Source organism: Microcoleus sp. (assembly GCF_041354475.1).
GTDB lineage: Bacteria > Cyanobacteriota > Cyanobacteriia > Cyanobacteriales > Microcoleaceae > Microcoleus.
In genome coordinates this window covers 1-18,036 of sequence record NZ_JBGJZU010000073.1, presented here as the reverse complement: position 1 = coordinate 18,036, position 18,036 = coordinate 1, and the positions used below count along the sequence as shown (strand labels likewise).

Here is an 18,036-nt window from a genome sequence, read left to right as displayed (position 1 = left end):
GTTAATATTTGAATTACTGCTGTATCTATAGTAACCAAACTGGGATTAGATTAATTTATTTTCAAGCGCAGATGGACACAGATAAACGCAGATTTTTTGTGATATCTGCATTTATCTGTGATTCTATTCTTTTTGCATATTCTTTTTGATAATCCACAAAATAAACCAGATGACTATAATCACGACAACTATTTTGGAAACAGGAGCGAGATATTGATCGACAAGTTCATAATCTTTCCCTAATTTCCCTAGTTGATATCCGGCAAAGGTGAGAAAACTTACCCACAAAATAGTGCCGCCTGTTGAGTATGCCAGAAATGGAATTAAAGGCATATTGTTGATGCCAGCGGGGAGGGAAATCAGGGTGCGAACTCCGGGGACGAGGCGACACAAAAACACGGCTTTGTTGCCGTGTCTGTTAAACCATCGATTTGCTTTGTCAATATCGGCACCTGATACAGTAATCCATTTGCCGTATTTGTCGGCTAAATGTTTTAACCGTTCTTCGCTCAATAATTTACCCGCATAGTACCAGGGAAGTGCTCCGAGAACGGTGCCGATGACTCCGGCTGCGATCGCCGGTGCCAACTGCATCTCATTACTTTTCGATGCGGTGAATCCTGCCAGGGGCATAATCAATTCTGAGGGGATGGGGGGAAACAGGTTTTCCAAAAACATCAATAATGCAATGCCCAGATAACTCATGGACTGCATTGTTTTAGTTATCCATTCAACCATTTTGATTTAATAATTTGGTAATAGGTACTTGCTAATTGTCTGATCTTGCTCGTTCTTGCTCGTTCCTAGGCTCTGCCTGGGAACGCATATCTAGAGGCTCTGCCTCGATCAAATACGAGAGGCAGAGCCTCCTGGTATTCATTCCCAGGCAGAGCCTGGGAACGAGAATACTTTGATTAAGTACCCGAAGTCCAAGAGTTTGTGTACTCAATTTGCTCTGGAGTCAAGGTATCAATGAAAATACCCATTGCTTCCAATTTGAGACGCGCAATTTCTCTGTCAACTTCGACAGGGATTGAGTGAATACCTGGCTCTAGTTTGCCTTTATTAGTGACAAGATGTTCGGCGGCTAAGGCTTGGTTAGCAAAGCTCATATCCATCACGGCACTGGGGTGTCCTTCAGCGGCGGCCAAGTTGATCAAACGGCCTTCGCCCAAGACAATAATCGACTTGCCATTATTGAGACGGTATTCTTGGGTGAAAGAACGTACAGTCTTGACATCGGTGCTTTTTGCGCCGAGGGATTTGAGGTCAATTTCAATGTCGAAGTGACCGGAATTGCAAACCATTGCGCCGTCTTTCATGGTGTCGAAATGTTCGGCACGAATGACGTGTTTGTTGCCCGTAACGGTGATGAAAATGTCTCCGACGGTGGCTGCTTCGTCCATTGGCATCACGCGGAAGCCGTCCATCACTGCTTCGATCGCCCGAATTGGATCGATTTCGGTGACAATTACGTTAGCGCCCATGCCGCGAGCCCGCAGTGCCGTGCCTTTGCCGCACCAACCGTAGCCTGCAACTACAATATTTTTACCGGCTAACAAGATGTTGGTAGCGCGGATAATGCCATCTAGGGTAGATTGACCGGTACCGTAGCGGTTGTCAAAGAAGTGCTTGGTGTCGGCATCGTTAACGTTCATGGCTGGGAAAGTCAACACGCCATCTTTCAACATCGCCCGCAGACGCACGATACCTGTGGTGGTTTCTTCGGTGGTGCCGATTAAGTCGGAAATTTGGTTGGGGCGGTGTTGGATCAGCGCTGCTACTACGTCGCTACCGTCATCGATGATAATGTTGGGACGGTGGTCTAGGGCTGTGTAAACGTGACGTTCGTAGGTAGCTGCGTCTTCTCCTCTCATGGCGTAGACGGAAATGCCGTAGTCTTCAACTAAGCAAGCTGCTACGTCGTCTTGGGTGCTCAAGGGGTTGCTGGCGATGAGCACGGCGTCTGCACCGCCCATTTTCAGGGCGATCGCCAAATGAGCTGTTTCTGTAGTAACGTGGCAGCAAGCTGAAATACGGATGCCTGCGAAGGGCTTTTCTTTAGCGAAGCGTTCTTGAATTTGGCGCAACACCGGCATTTCCCGGCCTGCCCACTCGATGCGTTGTCTTCCCAAGGGGGCTAGGGATAAGTCTTTGACTTCGTGTTTAATCTGAACTGATGTTGCAACCATTTATGTTATTTCTGACAAATCATTCAACTGTGTTAGTTGTACCAGATTAACCTAGGGAGCGGCAAGTTCCCGGATTGGATGCTGGTGAAACGCAGACGGGCTAAATGGAGGTTAGATTGGCGATTTTCTAGGCGAATCTACGGAATCGGGCAATAGACCCCATTACTTTCGGTCGTGTTATATTGCTAGTGCGATCGGCTCCATCGATCGATCTGGGGTCCTCGCCCTCAATCTTTTTTGTTGTCGCGGCGTTCTTGAATGATATGAATAATAGAAGGCACAAAAGACAACACAATTATTCCCAAAACTATCGGCAATAAATATTTATCCACATCAGGAATTACCCGTCCCAAATAATAACCCATCAGCGTGATGCCAAAGGTCCACAAAAACCCACCTACTAAGTTGTAAGACATAAAAGTTTTGTATTTCATTGCCGCCACTCCGGCAACTATCGGCGCAAAAGTGCGGATTATTGGCATGAATCTTGCCATGACAACTGCTTTTTGACCGTGTTTTTCGTAGAAATTTTCAGTTTTTTCTAAATATTCTTTTTTAAATAGCCACGAATCTTTTTTTTGAAATAAGCGCCGACCAAAACGATGTCCCGTGGCATAGCCAAAATTGTCGCCAATAACGGCACATACAAACGCCCCAAATACCAAAGTCCAAATATTAATATTACTTACAGGTTGAGACGCAACAAAGCCAGCGGTAAATAGCAAGCTGTCTCCCGGCAAGAAAAAACCAATCAGCAAGCCAGATTCAGCGAACACAATCGCCCAAACTCCTAAATAACCGCCTGTGGTAATCAGTTGTGGCAAATCAATATTCATTTTTAGTTTTTCCTATAATTTAAGGGAGCGTACAAAAATGGTATCATGGACAGGATTCTCTGTTGAATGTAACACAAAATCCCAATCAGACCCTGTGCTAGTAATTTTTTATTTATTTTAGGAATCTTGTGGTCAGTCCAAGGTAGAATCAACTTTATGGATAAATCGCCCTCACTTTTCCCCTGGGTGCGGTTAAATATCGAGGATAGCGTCCGCAATTACCTCTGGGAGTTCAGGGCGATGAAAAGCGATTGCGTCAAGTATTAATTAATCTCATCGGTAATGCTATTAAATTCACTGACCGAGGTAGCGTAACTTTAATATCTGGATTAATTGGTCAGGGGGGCGAGTTCCAGAATCACTAAAAATTGTTCAAAAAACTCGCCTGATGCACTCTACAATTCGATATTACGGATGCCTATTGCGTCGAGGACTGTTTATCTTCCACTGCCTCGTTCGGGAGCAGAATCTTTATCTGTTTCTGTGGAAGAATTTGGATCGGCTTGGGATGTTAACAATTCGGGAACAGATTTGTGTTGAGAAAAAAATGTCTGAGGAATTTGTAGGCTTTGAGCGTTAACTGGAGTGCTGCTCAATAACAGAGTTGACATTAGGATAGAAGAGTAAGTGCGCATCATAAAGTTCGGTGTTTGTAGTTTCCGCTTCTTGATACGCAGCCTCTGCTCTGATATCAGGGTAAAAAAAATGCAAGTTTTGCAAAATTACCAATTAATAATCGATGCAATCTGCAAGTTTTTCACACTTCCAGTTTAGGGGGTGATACCCCTCACTGGTGTCCCCGGAATAAGGGGCGTCAATTAACTGGCAAAAACCTCACTTGTGTGAGGAATGCTAGAGCGCTAATTGTAAATTTATTTAATTATTCAGATTTCCTTCATAATTTATTGTTAAGTAAACTAACCTAATTAAATCTCATAGAATTTTAGGCTTGATATCCCCGACTTATTTAAGAAGTCGGGGAGAGCGCAGAAATTTTTCAAGGGAAAATTTAAAATTGGCGAATGATGGCATCTACCTGGACAAACAAGGAGTCGAGACTGGAGGAGTTGTCCAAAACAACATCAGCTTTCTGACACTTTTGCTCTAGGGGAAACTGACTATTAATGCGGGCATTAGCTAGATCGACACTCAAGCCATCTCGCTTGATTAGCCGTTCTAACTGTACAGAGGGTGAACAGTAAACTACCCAAATTTCTGTACATAAATCTGTCATGTTAGCTTCAAACAGTAGTGGCACTACTAAAACCAGAGGCAATGTGTTTGTGGATACAAGAGGCGATCGAGCAATGTAACTTTGAGTGGCTTCAACAAAACGGTGACGGACATAAGGGTGAATTTGTTGTTCTAGCCACTGCCGTTCGGCTGGGTTACAAAAAATAATATTTCCCAACTCTGGGCGATTTAAATTGCCGTCTGGGAGTAAAACACCAGCACCGTAGCGTTCTACAATAGAACTCAGTATTGGCGAACCTGGACACACAGCTTCGCGGGCATAAATATCGGCATCTAAAATCCTCCATCCATAACGATCGCCCAGATAATTAGAGATAGCGGTTTTACCTGTAGCGATGCCCCCTGTCAAACCAATGATCCGCAAAATTAGATCGCTCATATTGCCTTTTTTGTTGAATTTCTATGTTTGGACAGTGCTTGCCAGTGTTTGCTATGTTGGTGACACACTCAAAATTAGACTAAGAATTTAAGATTTGAGAGCGAGAGCTCACGTTAGGAATTGTGAGGATTGGGGTGCGATCGACTGTTTTTTGGCTAAAATCTCCATTTTTTTACTCCAATTAAGGTCTAGACCGAGGCAAACTATTATGAATGCTCAACGTGCTGTACGGTCAATTCTGGCAGCAATTCCCATTGCCGGACTTTGGATATTAGATTTTTCACCCAGTCTGCTGTTGGCGAAACAAAACAGCACTAGATGGGTGATTATAGAAATTTATCCCCAATCTCAAATTGCCTGGGCCCAATCCATTCTTCCCGCCACAGACAAGACGAACACGACTGTTACCCCAGGTGCGACAGGGCGCTATGACATTACAGGAGGCGCTACCTCAAAAGATGGTAAAAATCAATTCCACAGTTTCACTCGATTTGGTTTAAATTCTGGGGAAACAGCGAATTTTATTTCAAATCAGGGCATAAAAAATATATTTGGCCGCGTTGTTGGTGGCGATGCTTCGTTTATTAATGGGTTGATAAAAGTTAGCGGTGGTAATTCCAATCTATTTTTGGTCAACCCCGCAGGAATCATTTTCGGCAGTAATGCCCGCCTGGATGTGCCGGGGTCTTTTTTTGCTACTACTGCTAGCAGCATTGGTTTTGATAATCGTTGGTTTAATAGTACAGGGATTAATGATTATGCAGCCCTGGTGGGAACACCTAGTGCTTTTGCTTTTTCAGCACAGTCAGGGAGCATAGTTAATGTTGGTAAATTAGCCGTTGGCAATGGACAAAATTTAACTCTGCTTGGGGGTACAGTCATCAGCACAGGAGAACTTTCGGCTCCTGGGGGTCAAATCACAGTCGCAGCAGTGCCGGGAGAGAATCTGGTGCGGTTGAGCCAAAATGGGATGTTGCTGAGTTTGGAAGTTTCTGGGCCTACTGGTGTTTCTGACTCAACTTCTTTGCCGTTTTCGCCACTGAGTTTACCTCGGCTGCTTTCTGGTGGAGGGAGTGACCACGCCACCGGACTTAGCACCAATTCCCAAGGTCAAGTGGTACTGACTGGAGGAGAAGCTATTTCGGCAAGTCCCGGAACGGCTATAGTATCGGGTGCTGCCAATGTGTCAACTCCCAATGGCACAGGAGGTACTGTTCATGTGTTGGGGGAAAGAGTAGGGCTGTTTTCCGCCAAGATTGATGCTTCGGGAGCTGAGGGTGGGGGTACGGTGCGAGTTGGGGGAGATTATCGAGGTGGGGGAACTCTGCCTACTGCAAATATGACTTATGTCGATGGCAAGAGTTCGATCGCCATTAATGCTACTCGATCGGGCAATGGGGGTAGCGCCGTCGTCTGGGCGGATGGTACAACCGTGTTTTCCGGGAATGTGAATGCTAGGGGTGTTTCTACAGTTCCTAATGTTGGTGGTGCGGGTGGGTTTGTCGAGGTTTCTGGTAAAAAAGGGTTGATTTTTAATGGGAGTGTAGATACTAGGGGTACAAATGGTTTGGGGACTTTGTTGTTAGACCCGGAAAATATTGTGGTGACAGATGCCGCAGCCGGTGCTGATGATGCTGCAATTTTGGCTAATGGTGGTATTTTGGGGGCTGCAACTTCACCAGGATTGTCCAGTAGTTCAGGGAGTTCTTTGACTATTTCAGCGAGGGCTTTGGAGGGTATTTCGGCGACTACTAATGTGGTTTTGGAAGCTTTCAATGATATTAAAATTTCTGATTTGGCAGACGATAGGTTGAGTTTTCAAACTACTACTGGTTCTGTGACTTTTCGGGCTGATGCCGATGGTAATGGTACGGGTTTGTTTGCAATGAATAGTAGGGATACTATTAGCACTGAAGGTGGGGCGATCGCAATTTTTGGTAGGGAAATTAATGTGGGTAATTTGTTGAGCAAAGGGGGAAATATTAGCTTGACGAGTCAGGGAGCGATTGTTGGTAATAATATTTCGGCATCGAATCCCAACAATGGTCGCAGTGGCAATGTTTTGCTGGAAGGGCTGAGCGTAAGGGCAGAAAAAGTTGATGTGAGTGGTTCCAGAAGTGCGGGAATTGTGAATTTAACTGCTCAGAATGTTCTGAGTGTTGGGGGGATTGCGGGCGGTTCGGGAAATATTAGTTTGACGGGCAATGAAATTGACTTGAAGGGTGGGAATAATTCGGTGAGTGGGACTGGTTTTTTGGTGTTGCAACCTTGGAGTCCTGGTCAAAATATAGCGATCGCGGGTGCGGGTGACTTGGGTAGTAATAGTTTTTTGAATCTGACGGCGAGCGATTTAGGAAGTTTACAAAATGGTTTTGCCGGAATCACGATCGGGCGTAGTGATGGTAGTAGTTCGATTCTGGTTGCTAATAATTTGAATTTTTCAGACCCGCTGATTATTCAGTCACCTTCGGATCGGGGAACAATCACTACTACCAGTTCCCTCACCGGCACAGATAATGCCTCTATTACTCTGAAAGCTGATGGCAATATCAGAACTGGTAATATTTCAACTAACGGTCAGGAGATTCGCATCACCAGCCAAACAGGTAACATTATTGCCGATCGACTACGCACAGGTACAGAAGCGACTCTCACTACTTCCTCTAATTCTGGGGCGGTGTCGCGAGTGGCTGGGGATGTGACGCTGACGGCTGCGGGTAATGTCACCGTGGGGGCGATCGATACTAGAGGAAATATTGCTGGTAATGTGACACTGACTGGTAGGGAGGGAGTAAGTGTCGGGCCGGTGGAGGCTGGTGGTTTGCAAACAGCGGGCAATATTACTTTAACTGGTGGGGAAATTGACCTGACGGGTAACAAAAATTCCGTGGCTAGCAATGGTAGTTTGGTGTTGCAACCAACGGAGGCGCGTCAAAATATCACCCTTGGTGGTGATGGAAACAAAGAAGGTTTGAATCTGACTGGGGCTGAGTTGGCGACTTTGCGGAATGGGTTTGTTTCTATTGCGATCGGGCGTTCTGATGGTAATGGTCAAGTTTTCATTGGGCCATCGCCTTCAACACCCATGCCGAGTTCAACTCCTAACTCTACTCTAGTACCGACTGTTAGTTTTCAAGACCCGATCGTGATTCGATCGCCCTTGGGAACCGGTACTATCATGGGAACGGCTGCGATCGCGGGGATTGACAACGCCTCTATTACCTTAATCGCCGGTAGCGTCAAGATTGGGGATATTACCTCCCCCGCAGGCATCAACATTACTAGCAGTCAGGGAAACATCACCACAGGAACTTTATCTTCTCGTTCCACCAACGGGGCTGGAGGAGATATCAACATCCGCAGCGCTAATGCCGTAGCATCGGGCAACATCGATGCCTTTGGTGCCAAAAGCGGCGGAGATATCTCCATTACCGCACCAGGTTCGATCGCGACTGGGGTGATTAATTCTAGTTCGGAGTCAGGAAAAGCCGGTTCTAGCACCATCACGGGGCAAAAAGATATTCAAGTTACTTCGATCAAGGCTCGTGGGAATACGGGGGGTGATGTGGAAATCACCGCAGGAGGAGCTTTTCGAGCCACAGTTACTAACACAAGCTCTGAGGGCGACCCCGTTAGCATCTCCACAGAGGGCCAAGTGCGATCGGGTTCCCAGACTTTGCTGCAAAGTAGTTGCAAATCAGGAACCTGCACTGTCACGCCTCTTGTCAGCGGAAATTCTAAGCCTAACACCACGACAAATACAACTACTGGCTCGATCGCGATCGAACCGAGTCCAGCACCCAAGACAACCATCCAACTAAAAACCACAACCAATTCCCAAGAATTGGTGACGGCGCCGAATTCGATCGCGATCGAGCCGGTATCAAAGAGCACAACGACAAACATCTCTTCAGACCAGGCTGTCAGCTCCCTGGGGACCAGCAAAACTAGCACTCCCGGAGAAAGTCAACCACAGTCAACATCGGTGTTAAATAACAATCTAGACACCGCTAGCTCCACCAACAGTGACGGAGGGACAACTGCCCAAAAGCCGGGTAGTTATCAGAGTGTGGTAGTTGCCGAAAGTTCTCGATCGAACAATTCCATAACTCAACGAAATCCCATCGACGCAGTGCAGCAAAGAGAGCAAATTCAGGGGAAAGAATTTGAACGTTATTTTGGCAGCAATTTATCAGGAAAATCTGTAACGCCACAAACTATTCGAGATACCCTCAGCAGCGTTAATCGCTTGACCGGAGTAAAACCTGCGATCGTTTATGTATGGGCGAAAGCCAACAATTTAGAATTGGTACTGCTGTTGCCCGATGGCAAAAATATCTTTAAAAGCGTACCAGCCAGCCGCGAAACAGTGCTGCAAGTTGCCAAGGAATTTACCAATGCTGTGCGAAGTCCCCGGAGATTAAGCAGTGCTGACTATAAGGAACCGGGCGAGCAACTTTACCAGTGGTTAATTGCACCCCTGGAAGCAGATTTGGAATTGCATAAAATTGATACTCTAGCATTTTCGATGGATGCTGGTTTGCGAACTTTACCTTTGGCTGCTCTTTATAACGGCAAGCAATTTTTGGTGGAGAAGTATAGTTTGGGATTGATTCCTAGTTTGAGCTTAACTGATACTCGCTATAGCAATCTTAAAGATGCTAGGGTTTTGGCGATGGGTGCATCGAAATTTCCGGAAAAGTACGATCAAAATCCTTTGCCGGCGGTGCCGCTGGAGATATCCACAATTGTGGGTAAGATTTGGCCTGGTTTGTCTTTTTTGAATGAGAACTTTACTTTGCCAAATTTGAGGGAAAAGCGTCAGCAGGAGTACAAAATTATTCATTTGGCTACTCATGGTGAGTTTCAGCCTGGGGGTGCTGAGAATTCTTATATTCAGTTTTGGGATACTAAGTTGCGGTTGAGCGAGTTGGATGAGTTGAAGTTATCGAATCCGCAGGTGGAGTTGTTGGTTTTGAGTGCTTGTACGACGGCGGTGGGTGATGAACAGGCTGAGTTGGGTTTTGCGGGATTGGCGGTGAATGCGGGGGTGAAGTCGGCTTTAGCGAGTTTGTGGTATGTGAGTGATGCTGGTACTTTGGGGTTGATGACGGAGTTTTATCAGCAGTTGCGTGTAGCTCCGATTAAGGCTGAGGCTTTACGACAGGCGCAGTTGGCGATGTTGCGGGGAGAGGTACGTTTGGAGGATGGTTATTTGGTGCGATCGGGTAATCGTCAGGCTTTACCTTTACCTGGGGAGTTGACGGCGCGGGGAGACAAAAATTTGTCGCATCCTTATTATTGGGCGGCTTTTACAATGATTGGTTCGCCTTGGTAATTAGTAATTGGTAATTGGGAATTGGGAATTGGGAATTGGGAATTGGTAATTGGTAACTGGAGTTTAGACTAAAAAACGATCGCATCTAAAAGTAGCTGCCTTTGAATATCCGGCAAGCTGTTACTCAAAAATTCAAAATGTAGAAGATTAAATAGCTAATCTTGAAGACTTTTTGCGTCGAGAAACCCGTTTTTTCACAGTGGGATAGCACGGTGCCTTAGTACGTACCTTTCCTGTTTCCCAGCCAGGAGATTTTCCCCTATGTTTAGGTAGTTGAGCCGGAGTACCAATGTCAACTAAAATCGATAACATTGATTGGGCGACACGTCCAGGAGTTAAATTGATCGTAGCAGACTGCCAAGGCAGTCGATTTTCGAGAACTAAATCCCTAGCCAGCCAGAGTTGCCAACTCATCAACGGCATTAAATCGCTCCACCGCTCACATTGTTCTGGAGTTCTCAAGTTAGGCAATGTCCAATGTAATCGTTGCTTAGCAAACCGATACCAATGATCCACCCCAAAACGTCGTAAATACTTAAACCAAACAGTTTCTAAGGGTAGAGTTCGTTCTCCCACCCAAGCCAACCACAAAGGTGGAAACGGCTGACCGTTTGACATAGGCTTCATTCTTTCGACCAGGATTAAATTGACTTTTTGTCCAGGGGCACGATAAAAATGCAAGTCAAGCCATTGTCTGACTCGGACTTGTCCCAATTCTGGATGTTCGTCAATTTCGATCGCAGCATCCACTTGGAGCCATGTGGTTGGGTCATTGAGCCTCATTTTTGACCCGTGTTTTCGTGGTCTGCCGCGGCCACTATATGCTGGTGGTGCTGACCACAAACAGGCATTCTTTCGGACTCGCATTAAGCAATCAGCTTGAATGTCTGCTTGCGCCAGTACCCAATTTGCATTGCCATACTCTCGGTCTAAGACTGCTAAGACTGGGTTGACGCTTTGTTCACAGACAAGTTTGAGTTGGGAAGCTGCTTGAAGTATGGGTGAAGACCCACTACTGATTCTTTCATGAAGTAGGGGTAATGCCCAACTTCCTTGAGCTTCAGGTATCCAGGCAATGGTACTGTACCCCTGTCCAATAATTACGCCCCTCTGATATTCATGGGTTCTGTCTTTTAAGGTTTTGGCGAATGGTCTCCCCCATGCAGTGTGGTCTAGAGCCACTAATATATGTTCTGTTGGGGGTACTTGCTGTTCTAATTGCTCTCGATACAACTCCATCAGTTTTTTTCGGTCTGGCAAACAGTCTTGTAAGGCTTCATAGATACTTGACCATTGTCGATTGAATAGCGGGCTGAGTGAAAATTCTGCTAAACATGACGCATTTCTGGTGGTCATCACTGCATCCATCAGCTCGAATGTCGCATCCTTGGCGAGTACCAATAACTCGTATGCTGCTTGACGAAAGTCCTTTAATCGTTCACTGTTCATTGAGGGAGTGGATAGGTTTTCTTTTTCACCCTCATTCTCTCCTGGCGCGGTGGCTCAAGTCCTGCTTTTGCCACCGTTCTCTCTTTTTTAGTCTCAACGACAGTCAAGAAATTAGGCCGCCTTAGCGTGTTTTTTTCTCTTTGACTTCGCGGCCTCAAAGAGAACGTCAACGGTCGCTGGACTTCTATCTTATGGTTGAGCCTCATAACTTGTCGCCAGCGACCGTTGCCGTTTTTGAGTGAAGTGACGATCGCGCTTTAATATCTACTTAGTCTAAACTCCAGTTGGTAATTGGTAATTGGTAATTGGTAATTTGTTATAAGTTATGAGTTATTAGTTATTAGTTATTCGTCCTCACAAATAACTAATAACTAATAACAACAGTCAACATTCAACAATCATTGCAACTGTTCGATTCTTTTAAGGGCGTCTTGATAAGCACTTGTTCTCCCACCTTGTTTGTAAAGTTCTGCTGCTTTTTGAAAGTCGGCAATGGCTTGGGGTTTGTCTTTGTTTTCGAGGTGGGCTAGGGCTCGGTTGTAGTAGGCGTCGGCAAAGCCGGGATTGGCTGCGATCGCCTGCGTGTATGCTTGAATAGCGCTTGGACCACGGGTGGGATCGACGCTGCCGATGAGAGTGCGGGCATTACCGATATTGAAGTATATTTCGGGAGTGTAGTTAGACTTAGAAGCAAGCGCTTTGTTGAAATCCGCGATCGCCTCCCAAGCATCTCCTTGATCTAACCGCGAAAGTCCTCGAAAATAATAGGCTTGGGGATCTTGAGGATTAGTGCTCGATACCGGGCCTTGGATTGCGGGCGTATTGTCTAGTTTCAATTCCGATGGTTTCATTCCCGTCATGGCCAGTTTCGCCATAAAAGTATTGATCGGAACTGCTGCATTAAATCCTGTTTTAATTGGGGCGACTTCACCGGAACTGGTTTGGGCGAAACCAAATTCCCCTTGTCCGTGTAAGCCGATGACTCGACCTTCGGAGTCAAACACTGGCCCGCCACTCATACCACTCCAAGTTACTGCTTGATATCGCAAAGTGTAACCTTCGGGTCGATTCCGGGGGCGGCTGGTAACGAGTCCGGGAGAGAGTTCTGGTTCTCTTTCGGCCCCGAAAAGTCCGCCGGTAGCAGGATACCCGTAAACGAAGATTTGAGTGCCGATGACGGCTTGATCGGAATCGGCGATCGTTGCTACTGGGTATTCTTCTGGACTTTCAAATTTGACTAAGGCTAAATCGGCTTCGGTTTGGGAGGTTTGCAAGCGGGTAACTGAGGTTGCTTGATAGTTTTTGCCAATGGAAGTGCGAACTGTATATTTGACATCGGCTTTTTCTACTACGTGGTTGACGGTTAAAACTGTGTAATTTTTGCCGTTTTTGGCAATGATTACGCCGGAACCGTCTCCTAGGGTGCTGTTAACTTGTACTGTTAGTGGGCCGGCAATGTTTGCTACTTCTTGGGGAGTTTTGGCGATCGCTGGTTGGCTGATAATGATTGTTAAGGCTGCGACGGTAGTGCCTGCTAGTATGCTGCTTAAGGTATCGAAACGGGAAAAATTTATATTCATGGCTATTGCTAATTAGTATTTGACCAGGGAAATTTTGCCGGAGGGGATGGAATGTTTGTGCTGTGTTGGTTTTTAGTTTTATTAATTAGTTGACGCAAACCCGGTCTAGTTTGTTCTTGTTCTTGATTAATAATTTTACTCGCTATTTTTCCGATTTTTTTCAACTCCAAGACTAAGCGATCGCACTTTAAACCCCAGGATTTATTTACTGTACTTGACTGCCGTGGGCGCGGGGGTCGGAACTGCTGGTTTTCGTTGGTCCTGTGGCGGGAGTAAAATTAGAAACTTGACCTACTGATTGAGCGTGGGGCAACTCTTTCCCTGCAATTAAAGCTTCTAAATTAGCTTCCATAATGCTGCGGGGCGCTTCCCCGATCGTTTGAGCAACGGCGCTACCTTTATTGTTTAAATAAACGAAGTGGGGGATGCCATCTACTCGATATTTGGTAATTTCTGGTAGCCATTTGTCATTGTCCACATTCAGCATCACAAAATTTAGCGGTTCGGCATATTTTTGTTTAATTTCGCTCAAATCCTTTGCCATTGCCTGACAGCTACCGCACCAATTAGCATAAAATTCCATGAGTGTGGGCTTGCCATTGGTTAAAGCTGTTTCTATTGGTGCGGAGGCTTTTGCCATTTCGGTGAGACTACTCGATGGCGTTTGGGTCCGTAGTCCAAAAAACATGGATGCCGCCAGGGCGATCGCTGCTAACACGATTAATAAGTTTCTGAGCCGTGAGGCTGTTGAATTTGTTTCGGAATTTTTGGTTGCCTCGACAGCACTTGAGTTTGGCGAATTGGGACTCATAAAATTGATTGCAATTTTAATTCTAGGTTTTTATTTTAAATAACCGTCTCACATTATACCATATTTTGAGATAATAAGCTATTTCCCATCAATAATTTGGCTTGCGTCACAGCCTAGGCCAAGTAAGCTAAAACATAAGAGCAGAAAAATTGCTTGTAAATTACCGAGGATTAAAGGCGTGAAAAAACGGGTAACGCTGACGTTTCCGCAACGATCGATCCAAACGCCTGTCACCTATCGACTGGCAAAGGATTTTAATGTGGCTGCCAATATTATCCGGGCGCAGGTGGCTCCGAATCAAGTGGGCAAACTGGTGCTAGAGTTAGCAGGGGACATAGACCAACTAGAAGCGGCGATCGACTGGCTGCGATCGCAAAATATTGGAGTTTCCCTCGCCAGCCGGGAAATACTCATCGATGAAGATGTCTGCGTTCACTGTGGCTTGTGTACGGGAGTTTGCCCCACAGAAGCCTTGACCCTGAACCCAGAAAGCTTTAAACTAACTTTTGTTCGATCGCGCTGTATAGTGTGCGAACAGTGCATCCCTACCTGTCCGGTGCAAGCTATTTCTACTAACCTGTAGGCGGCCTAAACACTAATTATTTATCAAATTCTCTCCCCTTTTGCCCGCCATCTCCCCCTTCACCGAGCGTCCCCAAACAGTTGAGCAGATGAGAAAAAACTCTTGGCTTTCCCTCACCCTACTTTTTATTACCTATTTTTGTTTGGGCTGGAAATTATCGGAATTTGATGTTCCTCCCCATATTGTTTGGTTTTTAACTGTAGCTGTTAGTTTAATCCTATCGATCGCCTTGTCGTTCCCATTGAGGAACACAAAAACCTTCATTATGCGGTGGTTATCGACAGATGTGGGTGCTTTTCTTTCTATTATTGTTTGCTCTTTTTTAGCAGTGATAGTTGTGACTTGGCTGCACCTTTTTACTACTTGTTTAGTCTTGACATCAGCCGGAGCTTTGGCAAGACTTGATATTCAAATATCCGGATTCAAGAGATGGCGGTCTTTTTTGATGTTAGCTACTATTTCTCTGACTGGTTTGGGTTTGGGAGGAACCCTAGAGTTTTTATCAAAAAGTGGCAAACTTGTATTGTTTTAGTTTGGAATGGGCACGGAAAGAAGCAAGAAGTCACCTAATATCAAATCCGGTAACATCGGAATTATTCATCTCTCTTATCTCCCTCTGTGTTCTCTGCGTTCTCTGTGGTTAAATCATTCCGATGCAGCCGGAAACGATATAACAACGGATTGCTTTTGCCTTTCAATTTGCAATAAAAAAGCAGCTTGAAGGAGCTGCTAGTCAGAATTGCATGAGGTATTATTTTTAGAATAAGGCAGCTTAAATTCGATCGATGCTGGGTTACATTTTTTGATACAAGAGATTTTCTCAGTGCATGGACGATTATAAAATCGTCACATAGGCAGATAGCGTTGAGCATAAATTTCCCGACAATTAAAGAAGCGTTTAACTGTCCTTGCGCCCTACAGCCCGACCGCGGTGTGGGGCCATTTTATTTTTTGGCACAACTCAATGATTCTGGACAGACATCCCTGTCGCCTTTGTATCTAGCTGCTATACAAATACTAGACAAGTCTAGACACTTGCTTCTTGCTTCATCGGGAGCATGGGAGCGGCTATCCCTCAGCAAGCTTTCACGGTTTAGCCAACCGCGATACACCAGTTATATCGTTTCCGGCTACATCGGAATGATTTAACCGCAGAGAACACAGAGGACACAGAGGGAGAGAATAGAGATCTGAATCATTCAGATGCTACCGGATTTGATATTACTCCACTTGGGGACACCCTAAGACCGCACTGGCTTAAATTAATTGCTGCGTTCAAATCTCTGTCCATCGCATGACCGCAACTTCCACAGTTGTAAGTCCTTTCTTTTAGTGGCATATCTTGGATATGTCCACAACTTGAACAGGTTTTGGTTGACGGAAACCAACGGTCAGCAATGATTATTTCACAACCAAACTTTTTAGCCTTGTATTCTAACTGACGTTTGAATTCATGGAATCCACAGTCAGCTATTACTTGTGCTAGTTTGTGATTCTTTAGCATCCCACTGACCTTCAAATCTTCTACTACTATCCTTGCGTGGTTTTTGCATAAGTAATATCGTTTCCGGCTGCATCGGAATGATTTAACCACAGAGAACGCAGAGAACACAGAGGGAGATAAGAGAGATGAATAATTCCGATGTTACCGGATTTGATATAAGTAGTGATTTGATGCAGAGTATTTTTTCGCTCGGTTTGCTATTTTTGCATGATGTTTCCCTAGCTGGACTTTAGCTTTTTGTCTATTTCCAGAACCTTTTACCTTTCTCGCCAGAACTCTTGATAATCTCTTGAGTTTTGCCTGATGCGATTTGTAGTGTTTTGGGTTGGGAAATACTACGCCCGTTGAAAGGGTAGCTAACTCTTTTACTCCCAAATCAACTCCTACAACTTCATGACTTTTGATGGTCGGTTCATGATTTTGTTCATACATAGACGGCGCTAACACCGTGTCAATTAATTAATATCATTTCGGATTTTTGATTTAAGAACTTTTTGGATTTGCTCGATCGCCCTAGCAGCAACAACTTCCGGCGTTTCCCTAATATTAGCGCTGACTCGGACATCTGCTTGAGCATAGAAACGCTCTCGCTGCTGCCACAAGGTTTCCAGCTTGGATTTGATCTCCCCATCCCGCAGTAGGGGGCGAGTGGTGTCTTCTCGCAGCCGATCGCACAATTGATCTACAGGCACATCCAACCAAACCACTATACCGTGGTGCAGGTAACTCCAGTTAGTCAATCGCAAAATAGTGCCACCACCAGTAGCAACGACTAAATTAGTATAAGCCGACAATTGACCGAGCACTTGAGTTTCTAATTCCCGAAACGCTTCCTCTCCTTGATTCGCAAAAATATCTGCGATCGACTCATTAGCAACTTGAGCAATTACGGCATCACTATCAAAAAAACGGTAGTTTAATTCCCTCGCCAAAATCCGCCCCACGGTTGTTTTCCCCACACCCATCATCCCGACGAGATAGAGATTAACTCCTCGCAACAAATCCACAATCAAATCCTCCGATAGTGTGCTATTTTTTCAGGTTAATCGGGCCACCACTGGGGCGATCGCCCTCCAACTCATCATCCTCATCCAATCCCCAATCCTCCTCATCTTCTGTATTATTTGGAGCTACTTCCCCATCAGCTATGTCAGGAATCGGCGTCCCTTGGGGAGGAGGAATCACCCGATAGTCGGCATCGTAGACAGACTCTGTTTGTCCAACCCCAGATTTGCTCGGATCGCGATAGCCATAGGAGTAGACAGAGCCTGACCAGGACTGGCTTTTGGGTTCCTGTTTGGCTTCGTAATCCCTTGGATTTGCCTCTAAAACGTCATTTACAGGCGGTCGATCGACAATTTCGCGATCGTCCCCCCAATCATCATCACCCTGTTGAGAGCCAATTTTAGAGGGTTCAGAAACCCAATCGTCCTCATCATCGGCTGCGATAGAAGTTCCAGCTTGAGCAGAAGTTGTAGCATTACCAGAGTTTGGGGGCCTAACATCCTGCTGGAAAGTCTGAGCATTATAAGCAGTGGGCGTACCATACTCAGTTTGGTATCCAGAAGTAGGCTGAGTTTCCCGATTACCCCTAGGGCGATCGGGGTTAATTTCCTGTTTTCTGGGAGCAGGAGACGGTGAGTAAGGTGTCCTCCGATCCTGAGCAAAAGTATTGCGAGGGGGACTGTTGCGACTGGTGCGGCCTCGCATTTGAGATAGGTAATTTGAGAAAGCGAGCAAGCCAGAAATCAACAAAGAAGTGACAACTCCTGTGCCGATACTGAATAATATCCAGATGGATAGTGGCACAGCGGGCGATCGCATTCCCAAAAACACCAGGGATACCGGAGCAACATTTTGTAGGGCAAAAATAGTCAGCCCCACCACAATTACTAGCAAAAATAAAGCACGCATAATAATAATATTGTTATTTGTCAGTTGGCAGTTGGCAGTTGGCAGTTGGCAGTTGTTATTTGGCAGTTGGCAGTTGGCAGTTGTTATTTGGCAGTTGGCAGTTGGCAGTTGGCAGTTGTTATTTGTTATTTGTTATTTGTTATTTGTTATTTGTTATTTGTTATTTGTTATTTGTTATTTGTTATCTGTTATTTGT

The 18,036-nt window shown here is 45.4% G+C and carries 15 protein-coding genes; 3 read left to right on the top strand and 12 right to left on the bottom strand.

Features of this window, described 5'->3' with window-relative positions:
* Positions 1 to 123: 123 nt before the first annotated feature.
* The 5 genes from ACBR23_RS22415 to coaE form a co-directional block, all read right to left on the bottom strand.
* Positions 124 to 738 (bottom strand): DedA family protein, encoded by a 615-nt coding sequence (locus ACBR23_RS22415; RefSeq protein WP_371118910.1) that lies wholly within the window; start codon positions 736 to 738, stop codon positions 124 to 126.
* 176 nt (positions 739 to 914) lie between these two features.
* Positions 915 to 2,192, bottom strand: a complete 1,278-nt coding sequence (gene ahcY / locus ACBR23_RS22410) for an adenosylhomocysteinase (protein ID WP_371113682.1) — start codon at positions 2,190 to 2,192, stop codon at positions 915 to 917.
* A gap of 227 nt (positions 2,193 to 2,419) precedes the next feature.
* Positions 2,420 to 3,028: a VTT domain-containing protein gene (locus ACBR23_RS22405; RefSeq protein WP_341738433.1), complete on the bottom strand. Its 609-nt coding sequence runs from the start codon at positions 3,026 to 3,028 to the stop codon at positions 2,420 to 2,422.
* Between the two features lie 437 nt (positions 3,029 to 3,465).
* Positions 3,466 to 3,666, bottom strand: coding sequence for a heterocyst-inhibiting protein PatX (gene patX, locus ACBR23_RS22400; RefSeq protein ID WP_371118911.1), 201 nt, complete (start codon positions 3,664 to 3,666; stop codon positions 3,466 to 3,468).
* 371 nt (positions 3,667 to 4,037) lie between these two features.
* Positions 4,038 to 4,661 (bottom strand): dephospho-CoA kinase, encoded by a 624-nt coding sequence (gene coaE, locus ACBR23_RS22395; RefSeq protein WP_371113684.1) that lies wholly within the window; start codon positions 4,659 to 4,661, stop codon positions 4,038 to 4,040.
* Positions 4,662 to 4,869: 208 nt separating this feature from the next.
* Between coaE and ACBR23_RS22390 the strand changes: the two genes are divergently transcribed.
* Entirely contained in the window at positions 4,870 to 9,999 is a 5,130-nt protein-coding gene (locus tag ACBR23_RS22390; protein ID WP_371118912.1) for a CHAT domain-containing protein, read from the top strand.
* A gap of 147 nt (positions 10,000 to 10,146) precedes the next feature.
* On the opposite strand, the gene ACBR23_RS22385 is transcribed toward ACBR23_RS22390, so the two are convergent.
* The 3 genes from ACBR23_RS22385 to ACBR23_RS22375 all read right to left on the bottom strand — a co-directional run bounded on the left by ACBR23_RS22385 (position 10,147) and on the right by ACBR23_RS22375 (position 13,839).
* Positions 10,147 to 11,448: an NF041680 family putative transposase gene (locus tag ACBR23_RS22385; RefSeq protein WP_371118241.1), complete on the bottom strand. Its 1,302-nt coding sequence runs from the start codon at positions 11,446 to 11,448 to the stop codon at positions 10,147 to 10,149.
* Between the two features lie 398 nt (positions 11,449 to 11,846).
* A complete protein-coding gene (locus ACBR23_RS22380; protein ID WP_371118913.1) occupies positions 11,847 to 13,028 on the bottom strand; it encodes a trypsin-like peptidase domain-containing protein in 1,182 nt (393 codons plus the stop codon).
* Positions 13,029 to 13,233: 205 nt separating this feature from the next.
* Positions 13,234 to 13,839 (bottom strand): thioredoxin family protein, encoded by a 606-nt coding sequence (locus ACBR23_RS22375; RefSeq protein ID WP_341738428.1) that lies wholly within the window; start codon positions 13,837 to 13,839, stop codon positions 13,234 to 13,236.
* Between the two features lie 178 nt (positions 13,840 to 14,017).
* Between ACBR23_RS22375 and ACBR23_RS22370 the strand changes: the two genes are divergently transcribed.
* Both ACBR23_RS22370 and ACBR23_RS22365 read left to right on the top strand, forming a co-directional pair.
* Positions 14,018 to 14,422, top strand: coding sequence for an NIL domain-containing protein (locus ACBR23_RS22370; protein WP_340521243.1), 405 nt, complete (start codon positions 14,018 to 14,020; stop codon positions 14,420 to 14,422).
* 88 nt (positions 14,423 to 14,510) lie between these two features.
* Complete coding sequence (locus ACBR23_RS22365) at positions 14,511 to 14,954, top strand: hypothetical protein (RefSeq protein ID WP_371113688.1); 444 nt, start codon at positions 14,511 to 14,513, stop codon at positions 14,952 to 14,954.
* A 663-nt stretch (positions 14,955 to 15,617) separates the two neighbouring features.
* On the opposite strand, the gene ACBR23_RS22360 is transcribed toward ACBR23_RS22365, so the two are convergent.
* From ACBR23_RS22360 to ACBR23_RS22345, 4 genes are read right to left on the bottom strand one after another with little or no spacing between them, the layout of a single operon-like run.
* Positions 15,618 to 16,016, bottom strand: a complete 399-nt coding sequence (locus ACBR23_RS22360; RefSeq protein WP_371120892.1) for an RNA-guided endonuclease InsQ/TnpB family protein — start codon at positions 16,014 to 16,016, stop codon at positions 15,618 to 15,620.
* 51 nt (positions 16,017 to 16,067) lie between these two features.
* Positions 16,068 to 16,358, bottom strand: a complete 291-nt coding sequence (locus ACBR23_RS22355; RefSeq protein WP_371118915.1) for a transposase — start codon at positions 16,356 to 16,358, stop codon at positions 16,068 to 16,070.
* Between the two features lie 23 nt (positions 16,359 to 16,381).
* Positions 16,382 to 16,933 carry a shikimate kinase gene (locus ACBR23_RS22350; protein ID WP_341738425.1) on the bottom strand — a complete coding sequence of 184 codons (552 nt, stop codon included), beginning with the start codon at positions 16,931 to 16,933 and terminating at the stop codon, positions 16,382 to 16,384.
* Positions 16,934 to 16,955: 22 nt separating this feature from the next.
* Positions 16,956 to 17,840, bottom strand: coding sequence for a lipopolysaccharide assembly LapA domain-containing protein (locus tag ACBR23_RS22345; protein ID WP_371113689.1), 885 nt, complete (start codon positions 17,838 to 17,840; stop codon positions 16,956 to 16,958).
* Positions 17,841 to 18,036: the final 196 nt, after the last annotated feature.